This is a genomic window from Mesorhizobium metallidurans STM 2683 (genome assembly GCF_000350085.1).
Taxonomy (GTDB): Bacteria; Pseudomonadota; Alphaproteobacteria; order Rhizobiales; family Rhizobiaceae; genus Mesorhizobium; species Mesorhizobium metallidurans.
This window is the reverse complement of the sequence record NZ_CAUM01000060.1, coordinates 5,001-19,740: the sequence shown is the minus strand read 5'-3', so window position 1 is coordinate 19,740 and position 14,740 is coordinate 5,001. Positions and strand designations below refer to the sequence as shown.

General features: G+C 62.1%; 12 protein-coding genes, 1 tRNA gene, 2 rRNA genes and 1 pseudogene (1 of these 16 running past the window's edge). 7 read left to right on the top strand and 9 right to left on the bottom strand.

The features are described from left to right. Positions 1–84: 84 nt before the first annotated feature. From MESS2_RS34085 to MESS2_RS10475, 4 genes and pseudogenes are all read left to right on the top strand, one after another. Positions 85–513, top strand: a pseudogene (locus MESS2_RS34085) (ATP-binding cassette domain-containing protein); the annotation flags it as partial. Further along, the gene (locus MESS2_RS10485; protein WP_425277749.1) at positions 508–1,530 is read left to right on the top strand and encodes a sugar ABC transporter ATP-binding protein; all 1,023 of its coding nucleotides are present in this window, start codon (positions 508–510) and stop codon (positions 1,528–1,530) included. The pseudogene MESS2_RS34085 and the gene MESS2_RS10485, both read left to right, overlap by 6 nt. Beyond that, positions 1,527–2,528: an ABC transporter permease subunit gene (locus MESS2_RS10480; RefSeq protein WP_008874176.1), complete on the top strand. Its 1,002-nt coding sequence runs from the start codon at positions 1,527–1,529 to the stop codon at positions 2,526–2,528. Before MESS2_RS10485 ends, MESS2_RS10480 begins: the two co-directional genes overlap by 4 nt. 77 nt (positions 2,529–2,605) lie before the next feature. Next, the gene (locus MESS2_RS10475) at positions 2,606–3,544 is read left to right on the top strand and encodes an ABC transporter substrate-binding protein (protein WP_008874175.1); all 939 of its coding nucleotides are present in this window, start codon (positions 2,606–2,608) and stop codon (positions 3,542–3,544) included. Between the two features lie 43 nt (positions 3,545–3,587). On the opposite strand, the gene MESS2_RS10470 is transcribed toward MESS2_RS10475, so the two are convergent. From MESS2_RS10470 to MESS2_RS10445, 6 genes are all read right to left on the bottom strand, one after another. Further along, positions 3,588–4,316: an SDR family oxidoreductase gene (locus MESS2_RS10470; protein WP_008874174.1), complete on the bottom strand. Its 729-nt coding sequence runs from the start codon at positions 4,314–4,316 to the stop codon at positions 3,588–3,590. Positions 4,317–4,345: 29 nt separating this feature from the next. Beyond that, positions 4,346–5,476: an ABC transporter ATP-binding protein gene (locus MESS2_RS10465; protein ID WP_008874173.1), complete on the bottom strand. Its 1,131-nt coding sequence runs from the start codon at positions 5,474–5,476 to the stop codon at positions 4,346–4,348. A gap of 4 nt (positions 5,477–5,480) precedes the next feature. Then, positions 5,481–6,314 (bottom strand): carbohydrate ABC transporter permease, encoded by an 834-nt coding sequence (locus tag MESS2_RS10460; protein ID WP_008874172.1) that lies wholly within the window; start codon positions 6,312–6,314, stop codon positions 5,481–5,483. Beyond that, on the bottom strand, positions 6,311–7,249 hold the full coding sequence (locus MESS2_RS10455; protein WP_008874171.1) for a carbohydrate ABC transporter permease: 939 nt from the start codon (positions 7,247–7,249) through the stop codon (positions 6,311–6,313). Before MESS2_RS10455 ends, MESS2_RS10460 begins: the two co-directional genes overlap by 4 nt. A gap of 64 nt (positions 7,250–7,313) precedes the next feature. Further along, positions 7,314–8,600 (bottom strand): ABC transporter substrate-binding protein, encoded by a 1,287-nt coding sequence (locus MESS2_RS10450; RefSeq protein ID WP_008874170.1) that lies wholly within the window; start codon positions 8,598–8,600, stop codon positions 7,314–7,316. Between the two features lie 114 nt (positions 8,601–8,714). Then, positions 8,715–9,731 (bottom strand): hypothetical protein, encoded by a 1,017-nt coding sequence (locus MESS2_RS10445; RefSeq protein ID WP_008874169.1) that lies wholly within the window; start codon positions 9,729–9,731, stop codon positions 8,715–8,717. A gap of 464 nt (positions 9,732–10,195) precedes the next feature. Between MESS2_RS10445 and MESS2_RS10440 the strand changes: the two genes are divergently transcribed. The 3 genes from MESS2_RS10440 (at position 10,196) to MESS2_RS10430 (ending at position 13,064) form a co-directional block, all read left to right on the top strand. Next, positions 10,196–11,395: an ADP-dependent glucokinase/phosphofructokinase gene (locus tag MESS2_RS10440; protein ID WP_244439941.1), complete on the top strand. Its 1,200-nt coding sequence runs from the start codon at positions 10,196–10,198 to the stop codon at positions 11,393–11,395. 11 nt (positions 11,396–11,406) lie between these two features. After that, positions 11,407–12,180 (top strand): SDR family NAD(P)-dependent oxidoreductase, encoded by a 774-nt coding sequence (locus MESS2_RS10435; protein ID WP_040592665.1) that lies wholly within the window; start codon positions 11,407–11,409, stop codon positions 12,178–12,180. Positions 12,181–12,242: 62 nt separating this feature from the next. Continuing rightward, positions 12,243–13,064 (top strand): DeoR/GlpR family DNA-binding transcription regulator, encoded by an 822-nt coding sequence (locus MESS2_RS10430; RefSeq protein ID WP_008874166.1) that lies wholly within the window; start codon positions 12,243–12,245, stop codon positions 13,062–13,064. A 347-nt stretch (positions 13,065–13,411) separates the two neighbouring features. Here the strand turns inward: MESS2_RS10430 and MESS2_RS10425 are convergent. From MESS2_RS10425 to MESS2_RS10415, 3 genes are all read right to left on the bottom strand, one after another. Further along, positions 13,412–13,488, bottom strand: a tRNA-Met gene (locus tag MESS2_RS10425). Between the two features lie 182 nt (positions 13,489–13,670). Continuing rightward, positions 13,671–13,785 (bottom strand): 5S ribosomal RNA (gene rrf / locus MESS2_RS10420). Positions 13,786–13,881: 96 nt separating this feature from the next. Beyond that, positions 13,882–14,740 (bottom strand): 23S ribosomal RNA (locus MESS2_RS10415); it runs 1,939 nt beyond the window's last position.

The following is a 14,740-nucleotide window of genomic DNA, read 5'->3' as shown; positions in this document are numbered from 1 at the left end:
CGGGCAGAGGCCGCGCGCCAGCCAGTGCTGGAAATGCGTCATATCTCGAAGACGTTCGGCGCCATCCGCGCCCTGCAGGACGTGTCGCTGACCGTTCATCCCGGCGAGTTGCACGCGCTGATGGGCGAGAACGGCGCCGGCAAGTCGACGCTGATGAAGGTGCTGTCCGGCGCCTACCGGCCTGACGCCGGCGGAGAGATCCTGATCGACGGCGTACCGGTTGTGACCGGCAACCCGATCAAGGCACGCGCCCATGGCATTGCGGTCATCTATCAGGAGTTGTCGCTGGCGCCCAATCTGACGGTGGCGCAGAACATCTTCCTCGGCAACGAGCCGCGGCGTTTCGGCGTCGTCGACCGCGACCAGTGCAACCGGCGCGCCACCGAGATCATCACGCGGCTCGGCGTCTCCTTCTCGGCGCGCGCTTCTGTCTCCAGCCTGTCGCTTGGCGAACGCCAACTGGTCGAGATCGCCCGCGCGCTGTCGACGAATGCACGCATCATCGTCATGGACGAGCCGACGACGTCGCTGACCTCGCGCGAGACCGATCGGCTGTTCGAGGTCATCGCGACGCTGAAATCGCAAGGCATCGCCATCATCTATATCAGCCACCGCATGGAAGAGGTCTACCAGCTTGCCGACCGCGTCAGCGTGCTGCGCGACAGCGGCTATGTCGGCACGCTCGAGCGCGCCGACCTGAACGCCTCGCGCCTCGTCTCGATGATGGTCGGCCGCGATCTGTCCGCCTTCTACAAGAAAGATCACCGGCCGCCGGACGAGAAGCGCGCGGTGGCACTTTCGGTGCGCGGCATGTCGGACGGAAAGCTGCTAAGGGACTGCTCCTTCGACCTGCACAAGGGCGAAGTGCTGGCGCTGGCCGGCCTTGTCGGCTCCGGTCGCACCGAGCTTGCACGGCTGATCTTCGGCGCCGACAGGCATATGGCAGGCACGCTGGAACTCGACGGCAGGCCTGTAACCATCGGCTCGCCGCGTGAGGCGCTCGATGCCGGCATCGCCTACCTCACCGAGGACCGCAAGGAACTCGGCCTGTTTCTCGACATGTCGATTTCCGACAACATCAGCATGGGCGTGCTCGCGAGGGATGCGCGGGCTGGCGGCTTCCGCGACTTCATGGCCGCCGAAAGGCGTGCCGCCAAATCCGTATCCGACCTCTCCATCCGCACCGGGTCTGTGCAGGCCAATGCCGGTTCGCTGTCGGGCGGTAACCAGCAGAAGGTGCTGCTTGCCCGCCTGCTCGAGACCGAGCCGCGGGTCCTCATCCTCGACGAGCCGACCCGCGGCGTCGATGTCGGGGCGAAGTCGGAGATCTACCGGTTGATCGACAACCTCGCCAACAGGGGCATCGCCATCCTGATGATCTCCAGCGAACTGCCGGAGGTGATCGGCGTCGCCGACCGCGTGCTGGTGATGCGCGACGGCGCAATCGCGGGCGAGGTGGCGGCATCCGAAGGCGAGCCGCTCAGCCAGGAAAAGATCATGGAACTTGCAACGGGAGCGGCCAAGGGATGACCGACAGGGCGACCGGAACAATCAGTGCAGGCGACCAGGCTGTCGCCAGGAACCGGCGGCTGCGCACCGCCTTCGCCGCGCTGGGCATGCTGCCGGTACTGGTCCTGCTGGCGGCCGGCTTCCAGTTCCTGAATCCGCGCTTCCTGACCGAGACCAATCTGCTCATCGTCACGCAGCAATCGTCGATCAATATCGTGCTCGCGGCCGGTATGACCTTCGTCATTCTGACTGGCGGCATCGACCTGTCCGTCGGCGCCATCCTGGCCGCCTCGGCGATGGTGGCGGTGATCGTGTCGCTGGTGCCGGATTGGGGCATGCTCGGCGTTCCGGCCGCCATTCTGGTCGGCCTCGGTTTCGGCCTCATCAACGGGCTGCTCGTCGCCTACATCAAGCTGCCGCCCTTCATCGTCACGCTGGGATCGCTGACCGCCGTACGCGGCGTCGCCCGCCTGCTCGGCCAGGACACGACCGTGTTCAATTCGGACTTGCCGTTCGATTTCATCGGCAACGGTTCGCTGTTCGGCATTCCCTGGCTGGTCATCATCGCGCTCGCGGTCGTGGTGCTGTCCTGGCTGGTGCTCAAGCGCACCGTGCTCGGCACTTGGATTTATGCCGTCGGCGGCAATGCCGAGGCCGCCCGCCTCACCGGCATCAAGGTGCCGCTGGTGCTGCTCTTCGTCTATGGCGTCTCCGGCCTTCTGGCCGGCCTTGGCGGCGCCATGTCGGCTGCCAGACTCTACGCTGCCAACGGGCTTCAACTTGGGCAGTCCTACGAGCTCGACGCCATCGCCGCGGTCATTCTGGGCGGCACCAGCTTCGTCGGCGGCGTTGGCTCGATCTGGGGCACGCTGATCGGCGGCCTGATCATCGCGGTGCTCTCCAACGGGCTCATCTTGGCCGGTGTTTCGGACATCTGGCAGTACATCATCAAGGGATTGGTCATCATCGTGGCGGTCGCCCTCGACCGCTACAGGCTCCAGGCAGGAGCAAGAACGTGATTGACCTTAGTCGCCGGCGTCAACGACCCGGTTCGTGTAACGCACCGTGAGAGGCGCGGGGCATCAGGAGGAAAGCAATGAAGACCATAGCTAAACTGCTCTGCGGCGTCGCACTCGCGGCCGTCGCCATCGCACCCGCTTCGGCCAAGGATCTGAACAAGGTCGGCATCTCGGTCGGCCTGCTCGGCAACCCCTTCTTCGTCGCCACCATCAAGGGCATCGAGGACGCCGCCAAGAAGATCAACCCGAATGTCGAGGTGACATCGGTGTCGGCCGACTACGACCTCAACAAGCAGGTCTCGCAGGTCGATTCCTTCATCGCCGCCGGCGTCGACGTGATCATGCTCAACGCCGTCGACGCCAAGGCGATCGCGCCGGCGGTGAAGAAGGCGCAGGCCGCGGGCATCGTGGTTGCCGCCTTCGACGTTTCGGCGCCGGGCGCCGACGTCACCGTGATGACCAACAACGTCAAGGCCGGCGAAGAGGCCTGCCAGTATCTCGTCGACCACACCGGCGGCAAGGGCGACTACGTCATCCTGAATGGTCCGGCGTCGTCGTCGATTCTCGAGCGGGTGCAGGGCTGCAAGAACGTGCTTGCAAAGCATCCGGACATCAAGATCCTGTCCGACGACCAGAATGCCGAAGGCTCGCGCGACGGCGGCCTGAAAGTGTTCCAGTCGCTGCTCACCCGTTTCGACAAGATCGACGCGGTCTTTGCCATCAACGATCCGACAGCGATCGGCGCCCAGCTTGCGGCCAAGCAGCTCAACCGCTCGGAGTTCATCTTCACTGCGGTCGACGGCGCACCGGACATCGAGAAGGAACTCTCTTCCGGCACCTCGATGATCAAGGCGTCGGCTTCACAGGACCCCTATGTGATGGCCGGCCAGTCGCTCACGATGGCGGCTGACCTGCTTGCCGGCAAGAAGCCGGCCGAGCCCACCGTGCTGCTTGACCCGAAGCTGATCACGGCCGAGAACCTGAAGGACTATAAGGGCTGGACCGCGGCCCGCTAACCTCCCAGGCCTGGTGCGGCCGGGATAACCGGCCGCACCTCTTTTAACGACACGTATAGCCGCCATCTATCGGCAAGGAGACGCCGGTAATCATCGACGCTCCATCGCTGAGCAGGAAAACAATCGGCGCTGCGACTTCATCCTCGGTAGCCCAGCGGCCGAGCGGCATCTGCTTCAGGAATGGCTCCGCGACATGCGGCTGGCTCCAATGCCCGGAAGAGATCGGCGTCATCACCACCGTCGGGTTGACGCTGTTGACCCGGATTCCGTATTTGCCGAGCTCAAGGGCTGAAACGCGCGTGATGTTTTCCAGCGCCGCCTTCGACGACCCGTAGGAGATATGCCCTTCCAGGGCAACGAGCGCTGCCTGGCTCGACACGTTGACGATCGCACCGCCCTTCTTGAGCCGGACCATCGACCGCGTGGCATATTTGGTGACGAGCAATGCGCCGCGCGCATTGATGGTGATGACCTTGTCGAAGATGGCGATGTCGGTATCCATCGGCGTTGCAATTTCGCCGCCGAAGCCGCCGCAGTTGACGACACCCCAGAGATCGAGCCCTTCGAGGGCATTGCGGATTTCTTCCTCCGAGGCGAGGTCGAAGGTGAGGGTGCGGCAGCCGGTCTCGCCGGCGATCGCATCGAGCGCCTCGCGCGAACGGCCAGCGGCGATGACATCCGCATTGGCCGCCACGAGATGGCGAACGACGGCGCCTCCGATTCCGCCGCTGCCGCCCGTGACCAGAATGGGTCGCCCTTGGAAATCCGTCATATTTTCCTCCCTGTATTCCTTGGCTGTCGTCAGTTGATCCGCGCCTTTGCGGGTATGGGTTCCCAGCGCGTGGGAGCATTTTCGGAGATTCTGTGGCCAGTCTTGTCGAAGAGATGGCAGGCGGAAGTCGGCAAGGAGATTGCAATACGATCCCCCGCGCGCGCCACGCGCCCGCTGCTGTCGCGGATCACGAGGTTCTCTTCACCGTCCCGCACATGAATGAAGGTATCGCTGCCCAACAGCTCGACCACGCCAGCCTTCACGACATGCACATCCGGGTGTTCCTCGGCCGAGAGGAGAACGTGTTCCGGTCGAATGCCAAGGATGACTTCGTCGCCCGGTTCGAGCGGCTTGGAGACGGGGATATCAAGCGTCGGGCCCAATACCAGACGGACCGTCGCTTGCTTGTCCTGAACGGTGGCGACCCGGCCCTTGAGGAAATTCATGGCGGGCGAGCCGATGAAGCCGGCAACGAACAGATTGGCGGGCCGGTGATAGAGTTCGAGCGGCGTGCCTACCTGCTCGATCCGCCCACCGTCCATCACGACGATGCGGTCGGCAAGCGTCATCGCCTCTACTTGGTCATGGGTGACGTAGATCATTGTCGATGCAAGTTCGGCTTTGAGGCGCGCGATCTCGATGCGCATGCCGACACGCAGCGCCGCATCGAGATTGGAGAGCGGCTCGTCCAGCAGGAAGAGCTTCGGTTTGCGGGTTATGGCCCGGCCGATCGCCACGCGCTGCCGCTGACCGCCGGAGAGTTCGCGCGGCCTGCGCCGCAGATAGGACGACAGGCGCAGCTTGTCGGCGGCCCGGCGCACCCGCTCGGCAATCTCGGCCGAAGGGGTGCGGGCGATCTCGAGGCCGAAACCGATGTTGCGGCCGACATCCATATGCGGATAGAGCGCATAGGACTGGAAAACCATGGCCACGCCGCGTTCCGGCGGCTCGGCATCGCTCATGTCGACGCCGTCCACCAAGATGCGCCCGGAATTGACCGGCTCCAGGCCGGCGATGATCCTCAGCAGCGTGGACTTGCCGCAACCTGACGGTCCCACAAGCACGCAGAATTCGCCGTCAGGGACGGTGAGCGACAATTCGGGAATGACCATCACGCTGCCGAAAGCCTTGGTGATCTTGTCGATCGAAAGCGTCGCCATGGATCTAGCCTTTCACCGCGCCGGCGAGCAGCCCGCGCACGAAGGCGCGCTGAACCAGCACATAGAGGAGGATGAGGGGAAGCGCGATCAGCGTGAGCACCGCAAACAGCGCGCCGGGATTGGCCATGTAGAGGCCCGAATACTGCATCGGCACGATGGTGAGTGTCTTCATCTCGGCTTTGGTGAGCACGATGAGGGCAAGGAAGAATTCGTTCCAGGTGACGATGAACTGCCAGATCGTGACGAAGACAAGCGCCGGCCTGACCAGCGGCAGCGCCACGTGCCAATAGGTCTGCCAGGCATTGCAGCCGTCGACGCGCGCGGCTTCGAAAAGCTCGCGGGGCGCATCCTCCAGGAAGGATTTGAGGATCACCATGGCAAAGGGCACGCCGAGCGCCGCATAGGGCAGGATCAGGCCGATATAGGTGTTCACCCAGCCGAAATTCCTGAGCAGGATGGCAAGCGGCAGCACCATGGAGGCGAGCGGCACCATGAGCGTCGTCAGCAGCGTCGTGTAGAGGAAGAGCGAACCCTTCAGCCGCAGGATGGCGCAGGCGAAGGCAAAGAGCGAGGCGACAGCCACCACGATCGCCACCGTCGCCACCGTCACGATGAGGCTGTTGAGGAAGATGCCGCCAAGCGGATTGTCGCGGATGACCGTGGCGAAGTTGTCGAAGGTGACCGGCCAGGTGAAGAGCGCCGCATCGAAGGCCTGGGCCGGCGTCCTGAGACCGATCGACAGCATGTAGACCTGCGGCATCATCCAGAAGCCGAGCACGATGAAGAGCACCAGGTGGATCACGGTGCTGCGAAGACGGGAGCGGGCAAGCGGGGTCACGCGCGCTCCTTTCCGGCCGGCGTCAGGCGGGCGCCGAGCGTCACGATCTGGAGCAGCGACAGGACCAGCGCGACGACGAGCACGATGACGGAAAGTGCGGCACCGCTGCCGGTGTCGCCGAGCACGAAGCTCTGCTTGAAGATGAAAGTGCCGAACACCTCGCTGGCGCGGTTCGGGCCGCCGCCGGTCATCAGATGGACGATCGGGAAGGTCTGCAACGTGCCGATGACGCCCAGCAGCAGCAGCGACTTGGTCGCGGGCGCCAGCATCGGCACGATGACATGCATCGCGAGCCGCCAGCCCCTCGCCCCGTCGACGCGCGCCGCGTCCAGCACCTCGCTCGGCAGATTTGCGATGCCGGCGATGTACATGAGCATCGAGAAGCCGGTCCACTGCCAGATGTTGACGATGACAAGCGCATAGATCGCCATCTTCGGGTCACCGATCGGCGAGGTCATCATGACGAACCCGACATGCTTCAGATATTCCTGGGCAATGCCGTAGTAAGGCGCATAGATCTGCACCCAGACCAGGCTGATGACCGAAACCGAGGTGACCACCGGCAGAAAGAACATGGTGCGGAAGAAGCCGCGCAGGGCATGGGTGTGCCGCTCTATGAAATAGGCAAGCACCCCACCGATAAGCATCTGCACCGGGATGGTGATCACGCCCCACAAAAGCATGTTGCGCACCACGATCCAGAAGGTCGGATCGCCGAGAACCGTCACGTAATTCGCGAGGCCGGCGAAGGAGGATGTGCCGCTGCCCGAACGAACGTAGAAGCTTTGTCCGGCCACCCACAGGATCGGATAGGCAATGAAGACGACGAACAGAAGGGTCGCCGGCAGAGCGAAGAGATAAAGCGTTGAGGTTCTCGATGCCGGCCGCCGTTCGATCGCCGCCGCGGGTCCGGCTCGCACGGCTTCTGCGCGCATAATGCTCACCCTGTCAGATCAACGGGGACCGGGCGCTCGAAAGCGCCCGGTCGATCGCTGCGGTTCATTGCGCGGCAAGCGCCTTTTCGGTCGCCGCCTGCACGGTCGCGAGCGCCGCCTCCGGCTCGGTGCTGCCGGCCGCGACACCGGCAAGGGCGTTGTCCAGCGCCTCGGCGACTGCCGGCGAGGCAAACCGCTGGTTCTCGGCCTTTGGCAGGTCGGTCATGAAGCGGGTCGACATCTCCTTCACGTGGTCGGTGATATCGCCCTTCGGCGAGTGGCCGTCGAAGGCCGGCAGATCATTGAGGTCGTTCAGCGCTTCCTGCAGGCCGGCGCCATTGGTCAGCTCCGCCAGGAATGTCCATGCAGCCGGGTTCTTGCCGCCGTTCTTTGTCAGCCCGTAGCCGATGTCGATGCCACCGACCGGCGGGCTCGCCGGATTGCCTTGCTTGACGGGTGGCATGTAGAAGAAGTCGAAACCGTCCATGTTCTGAACATACTCCGAAAGCGGCGGTGGAAACTTGCTTTCCTGCATCCACCACGAGCCGAGCGCCATCATGCCGACCTTGCCCTGCGCGAAAAGCTGGGCGCCCGTCGGATAGGCATGGGCGCCAAGCGCGCCCTGCTGGAAGATACCGTCGTCGAAGAGACCCTTCCAGGCCTTCATGGCCTCGACCAGTTCAGGTGCGGTCCATGGTGTCTCGCCGGCCTGTGCCTTGTCGACGATGCCGGGCGAGAACTGGTTGGCCAGCATCAGAAACACGTTCTCGTTCTGCCAGCCGTCGGCCGCTCCCTGAAACATCGGGATATAGCCGCCGTCGGTCAGCGCCTTGGCCGCCGCCTTGAGCTCGTCATAGGTCTTCGGCGCGGCAATGTTGAGCTTCTCGAAGATCTTGCGGTTGTACCATATACAGAGGACCTGCGATTCCTGCGGGACGATGTAATAGTTCTTGTCGCCCGCCGGATTGCCCATCTGCATCTGCTTGCGGTTGACCGGGAAGATCTTCCGCGCCCAGTCCGCGCCCCATTCCTTCTCGGCGCGCTCGTTCACCGCCTCCAGATTGTCCCGGTACTGCTGTGTCAGCGATCCCGGCTGCAGGCCGATGACATCAGGCAGGCTGCCTGAAGCCGCCGCCGCCTTCAGTGCCGTGATGTATTCAGGAGAATAGTTGTAGTAGGTGTATTTGACCTTGATGTCCGGATGGGCCTTCTCGAAGGCCGCGATCGACTTGTCCATCGTGCTCTGGATGAACCAGGACCAGACCGTCACTTCCTTCTCGTCGGCCCAGGCCGAACCGGCGGCAAGAACCGCCGTAAGGATGGTCGTCGCAAGAAACAGCATTTTCCTCATTATGTTCCTCCCTTTTTTCTCCAAGCATGCGCGCGTCGCGGCCTCTTACTCGCGGGCGCCGTGACCCAGGGGCCACGTTCCGAAGGAGACGAAATGGCGTCTCCCTATCAGCGGTCAGGCGGCCTTCGCGGCCGCGACCTTCAAGACGTCCTCCGTAATGGCCCGGTCGTCCGCCAGCGACCGGTTGGGGGCAAGGCCCAGCTTCTGCAGTTCACCGTGATAGGCGCGGACAGCCTCTTCCGGCCCCATCTCGCCGTCGGCGACAGCTCGCATCAGAACGATCAGCTGAAGCGGTGCCTCGGCGAGGTTGATCTTGCGCCCGAAGAGGGCCAGCCGCGCGCCGTAACGTTCGGATTGAGCGACCAACTCGAAAGTGTCGCGCGTTGTTCCGGCACCACCGCCGAGCACGCCGACAATGAGTTCGGAATCGAAATTGACGAGTTCCTCCAGCGCCTTCGGTCCGTTGTAGGGGGTCTTGAGGAAAAGCGGCCGATCGGCGCGCGGCACACTTGCCAGCGACTTGATGATACTGTCGTTGACGAACTCGCCGATCTCCTCACGGCTGAGCCCGATGTCGACGCTTGGATTGAAGACCTCGTAGAAATATCTGAAATTGTGCCTGGCGGCCTCTGCCCGGAATTCGGCGAAGGCGTTCAAGGTGCGGATATCGAGTTCGATATTGTTGCTGAAGGACACCGAGTACAGGCCGAGATTCGTGCCGCTCGTCGGATAGTTGGCAACGAGGCGGGCAAGATTGGCATCGCGAAACGGAATGGATGGCGTCTGCGTATAGACGCCATGCCGGACCGCCCCCCAGCACATGGTTTCGAGATTGGCGCGGATCGCCGGCTTCACGTCGCTGCCAAGAAAGGCGGCACGTTCGTCCAGCAGTTCGAGATTCGACTGCGACACCAGCATGATGTCGACGATGTCCTGCTTGATGATCGCCTCGATCTGCGCGATGAATTCCTGGCGGCTGCGGCGGCGCGGCGGTTTTGCCGAATAATCGAACCCGGTCGCGGTCACGCCCGCTCCGACATCACTGTCCTTGGCATCGGCGATGATGAAGTCGGTGGGCTTGTAGTGTCCTGCCCGGATGTTCGCCAGTTTTCTATCGAGTCTCGTGGGCATCAGTGTTCCTCAAAATTCTGGACGGGGCCGCGGCGCGCGTCCTCTCGCCGCCAAAGACCTGCAGTCATATGCCGATTCTTTTCATAATCTGTCAATAGCTATCTAACTCTCTCGAAATTTTACCCAGTCGACACCTGGTCGCAGGCATTAATGAGCAGAACTTTTTGCATTTTGATTTAAAAATATAGTTATTAACAATAGCTTATGGTGACTAATCGACGCCGCCAGATGTGCGAAGCAGGGAATAGGGATTTTCGACCTCATGGCTACGGGCGGTTACCGGAATTCGCCAAATATGCATAATTTTGACAGGCTTCCGCAAAACCGCATTGACGATTTGGAAGATAATGGTAGCAATTGACATCATCGCCGGGTAGGGGAGGATTTACGCGGCTATGAAAGAGATTTTCACTGGATCATGGGCCGATCGCTATGCCGCCCTGACGAACCCGCGATCGGGTCTGTTGAGCGCGAGCACCCTTTCCCAGTCCGGATTGGTTCTGTGCGGCATAAGTGCCTGCGTGGATGCCAGGGTCGACATGCCCGACATTCAGCCCTTGCTGGATGCGCCCACGGCAAGCCCGGCGGGTGAACTTGCATCGCTTCTGCTCTCACGCGCCGCGCGCGGTATCGGCGGCGAGGTCCGTTTTGAATGGCCGCAGGGTCCCGCCTGGCTCCGCGAACGGCTCGAGCCGCGCTACGCGCTGGGAGGAACCGGTCCGCAGGCCGCCTGGGTTCTTTCGAGGTTGGGCGTGCCCGCGTTGATCGCGCTCGAGGATCGTCACGAGCAAATGCTGCGGCAAATCCCGAGCGGTGTTCTGCTCGCCGAAGGCGGTATGATGAAGACGGTCGACGCGATCAGGCCAGCCGGACCGCACATTCCCGAAATATTCATCTTCGAGTACACGGCAGGCCGGCCGATCGGCACGCTGGTGCCTCCACGCTCATCACGCGTCATCGTCCGCTTCTGCGATCGGGGCATCCAGCGCGATGCCGATTTCGAGACATTGTCCCGGCAGCTGGCGTCATCGGCTGCCACCGGCCTGCTTTCAGGCCTCAATGACGAGGCGGTGGAGAATGTCGGCACGGCCAGCCGGCATGTCTTCGAACTCAGCCGGGCGTGGAAGGCGGCGGGGCTCAAGACCATCCATTTCGAGCTTGCCGGTTACGCCTCGCTGGCCGCCGTGGAGGAATTGCTCGCCCACGCAAAAGGCACGATCACCTCTCTCGGCATGAGCCATTCCGAGCTGCTCGCCATGGACCCTTCGGCCCAATCACCCCGGGAGGCGATGATCGCGCTCGCGGAGCGCCTGGACCTTGAGCGCGTCTGCGTTCACGCCGACACCTGGGCCGCGGCCATTACAATCAACGATCCGCGCGAGGAGGAACTTGCCTTGATGACCGGCTGCGCCATCGCCAGCTCACGCGCCGCAACGGGCGCACCCGCCGAAATCATTACCACGGCACCCGAGGTCCAGTTCCACACCGTGCCGTTCGAGATAGCAGTGCGCAAAGGGCGCTGGGCCTTCGTCGCCTGCGCTTCGCCTTACGTCGAAAAGCCCGCCACCACACTTGGTCTCGGCGACAGTTTCACGGCCGGCTGCCTGCTGATGCTTGGCCGCCACAGCCCGGCTGACACGCGCACCGCCCTCAAACAGGCATGAAGGAAGATCCGATGTATCTCGAACGATTCCGCCTGGATGGACAAACGGCATTCATCACCGGCGGGGGGCGCGGCATCGGCCTGGCGACAGCCGAGGCGCTGGCCGAAGCCGGGGCGCGGGTGATCATTTCGGACATGAACCCTGACGTGCTCGAAGCCGGCCGGCGGGAATTGACCGGGAAAGGCTATACGGTCGACGCTGTTGTGCTCGACGTTACCGATTCCAAGGCAGTCGCGGCGGCCGCTCGATCAGCCAACCAGCGTTACCAGGCCGTCGACATCCTGGTTGCCAACGCCGGCATCGCCTGGCCGGATACGGGTGGCGAGGAAATGAGCGACGAGGTCTGGCTTAGGGTTGTCGATGTCGATCTCAACGGCGCCTACTGGTCATGCCGGGAATTCGCCAGGCCGATGCTGGAACGCGGTCGTGGCTCCATCGTGACGCTCGGTTCGATGTCCGGCTTGATTTCGAACAAGCCGCAGCGTCAGGCGCACTACAATGCGGCCAAGGCGGCCGTTCATCATATGACACGGTCGCTTGCCGGCGAATGGGCGGAGCGGGGCGTGCGCGTCAACTGTGTGGCACCGACTTACGTCGACACGGTCATGTCCCGCGACGGCTTCACGGACGACAAACTCATGCCGGTCTGGATGGACATGACGCCGATGAGGCGCGTCGCGCGGGCGGACGAGATCGCGGCACCCATCCTCTTTCTCGCCTCCAGTGCCTCCAGCGCGATGACCGGCTCGGTGGTCGTGGTGGATTGTGGATATACGATTTGGTAGAGATTGACCGAAATTGATCGGAAACCGGCCGGCATCATTGCCGGCCACCAACCGGGTGATGCATGGACTCTCCGAGCAAGCGCGTCGACATCGTTCCGGCCAAACGACGGGCCCTGATTTTGGAGCATCTGCGGGTCAATGGAGCAGCCAGCATCCAGGAACTGGCCGACACCATCGGCGGTTCCCAATCGACCGTTCGGCGCGACCTCGAGGATCTCGTGGAAAAGGGCTATCTGGAGCGCACCCATGGCGGCGCTCATCTGCTTCAGCCGATGCGGGCCACCTTCGAAAGGGAGATGACGGTCAACGCCGAACTCCAGCACGCGGAAAAAGTGGCGATCGGCCGCGAGGCCGCCCTGCGCCTCAGTGCGCGAGACAGCGTCATCTTCGACAGTTCCTCGACGGTCATGGAGGCGGTTCGCGCGGCTGCCGAGCGCGATCTGCCTCTGACCGTGGTGACCAACAGCCTCCAGATCGCCGACTTTGCCGCTGACATCAAATCCTGGCGCATCATCCTGCCCGGCGGCACCGTCCGGCCGGGCTATCGCCATCTTGCCGGCGAGCCCGGTGAAAGCTTCATAAGGACGCTCCACGCCGACCTTTGCATGACAGGCGCGTCAGCGGTAACCGGCACCCTGCTCACCGAGACGGCGCTTGAGGTTGCGTCCCTCAAGCGGGCCATGATTGCTTCGGCCAGGCGAACAATCCTGCTTGTGGATGGCTCGAAGTTTACGGCGCCTGGCTTCTGCACGCTCTGTGATATCTCCGAGATTGACGAAGTCATCACCGACGACAGCGTCTCCAAAGAGGCGCTGGGCCTGCTGCGATCGGAGGCGTGCCTGGTGACTGTTGCCTCCACAACGGCGTCGACATCAGCGGCATAGCGGAATTCGGGCGGCTCACGCAGGGCGTCAAACGAAAAAAACCGGCTGAGCAAACCCAACCGGCTGAAATTATGAAGAATTGGGCCGCGAGGGCAGGACCTGATTTTTCTGGTCCCGCCGGGCGGCCTATCTTCATGCTTGGCCGCCAACCGGATCATCGTTTCCACGGGTCAGATCAACTTTGGCGCCGGATACGCGCAACCTCTCGTCATTGTCCGTCAGGTGCCATTTCAAATAATTGCTTGGCCGTCGATCAAACGCCTGAAGCATACCTCCAAGCCAAGCCGTTGGAAAGACTACAAAAAAGAACACTCCCGCAGCGAAAGCTGCGGGAGTGTCGGTATCAGTGGTTGCGGGGACAGGATTTGAACCTGTGACCTTCAGGTTATGAGCCTGACGAGCTACCGGGCTGCTCCACCCCGCGTCAACCTTAGAAGTAAGCCGAAACTTACCGGATTCAAGCCTTTGCCAAATGAAAGGGCCGCTTGCGCGGCCCGAAATCCCGTTGGCGGGCCTAATCGTTAGGAGAAGATTTTCTTCACATCGACCCGAAATCATTTTCGATTTTGGAAAGTACGATGTGACGATCAAACGTGCGTTTGGCAGACCTGGCAGCGACCTACTCTCCCGCGTCTTGAGACGAAGTACCATCAGCGCTGGAGCGTTTCACGGCCGAGTTCGGAATGGGATCGGGTGCAGCCGCTCCGCCATAACCACCAGGTCGGCAAAACGCACGTTGTTCGAGAAGCTGTTTTCTGTGCCATCCATTTCAGCGCAATCCAAAGGATTGTCGCCTTGATGGGCATAAGGAATGAGAACGATCAAGCCGATCGAACTATTAGTACCGGTAAGCTTCAAGCGTTGCCGCTCTTCCACACCCGGCCTATCAACGTGGTCGTCTTCCACGGTTCTCAGGGAATACTCGTTTTAAGGTGGGTTTCCCGCTTAGATGCCTTCAGCGGTTATCCCGTCCGGATATAGCTACCCTGCTATGCGGCTGGCGCCACAACAGGTCCACCAGAGATCCGTCCATCCCGGTCCTCTCGTACTAGGGACAGATCCTTTCAATATTCCTACACCCACGGCAGATAGGGACCGAACTGTCTCACGACGTTCTGAACCCAACTCACGTACCGCTTTAAATGGCGAACAGCCATACCCTTGGGACCTGCTCCAGCCCCAGGATGCGATGAGTCGACATCGAGGTGCCAAACAACCCCGTCGATATGGACTCTTGGGGGTCATCAGCCTGTTATCCCCGGCGTACCTTTTATCCGTTGAGCGATGGCCCTTCCACGCGGGACCACCGGATCACTATGACCGACTTTCGTCTCTGCTCGACTTGTCAGTCTCGCAGTCAGGCAGGCTTATGCCATTGCACTCAGCGAACGATTTCCGACCGTTCTGAGCCCACCATCGCGCGCCTCCGTTACTCTTTAGGAGGCGACCGCCCCAGTCAAACTACCCACCATACATTGTCCCGGGCCCGGATAACGGGTCGCGGTTAGACATCCATAGTAATAAGGGTGGTATTTCAAGGGTGGCTCCACCTGAGCTGGCGCCCAGGTTTCAAAGCCTACCACCTATCCTACACATGCCACTACGAATGCCAATGTAAAGCTATAGTAAAGGTGCACGGGGTCTTTCCGTCTAACCGCAGGAACCCCGCATCTTCA

What these genes read in the sequence shown, in the direction of transcription:
- MESS2_RS10465 (WP_008874173.1), bottom strand. Translation starts at nt 5,476, where the DNA reads ATGGCGACGCTTTCGATCGACAAGATCACCAAGGCTTTCGGCAGCGTG.
- MESS2_RS10475 (WP_008874175.1), top strand. Translation starts at nt 2,606, where the DNA reads ATGAAGACCATAGCTAAACTGCTCTGCGGCGTCGCACTCGCGGCCGTC.
- MESS2_RS10445 (WP_008874169.1), bottom strand. Translation starts at nt 9,731, where the DNA reads ATGCCCACGAGACTCGATAGAAAACTGGCGAACATCCGGGCAGGACAC.
- MESS2_RS10485 (WP_425277749.1), top strand. Translation starts at nt 508, where the DNA reads ATGGACGAGCCGACGACGTCGCTGACCTCGCGCGAGACCGATCGGCTG.
- MESS2_RS10450 (WP_008874170.1), bottom strand. Translation starts at nt 8,600, where the DNA reads ATGAGGAAAATGCTGTTTCTTGCGACGACCATCCTTACGGCGGTTCTT.
- MESS2_RS10455 (WP_008874171.1), bottom strand. Translation starts at nt 7,249, where the DNA reads ATGCGCGCAGAAGCCGTGCGAGCCGGACCCGCGGCGGCGATCGAACGG.
- MESS2_RS10430 (WP_008874166.1), top strand. Translation starts at nt 12,243, where the DNA reads ATGGACTCTCCGAGCAAGCGCGTCGACATCGTTCCGGCCAAACGACGG.
- MESS2_RS10480 (WP_008874176.1), top strand. Translation starts at nt 1,527, where the DNA reads ATGACCGACAGGGCGACCGGAACAATCAGTGCAGGCGACCAGGCTGTC.
- MESS2_RS10435 (WP_040592665.1), top strand. Translation starts at nt 11,407, where the DNA reads ATGTATCTCGAACGATTCCGCCTGGATGGACAAACGGCATTCATCACC.
- MESS2_RS10470 (WP_008874174.1), bottom strand. Translation starts at nt 4,316, where the DNA reads ATGACGGATTTCCAAGGGCGACCCATTCTGGTCACGGGCGGCAGCGGC.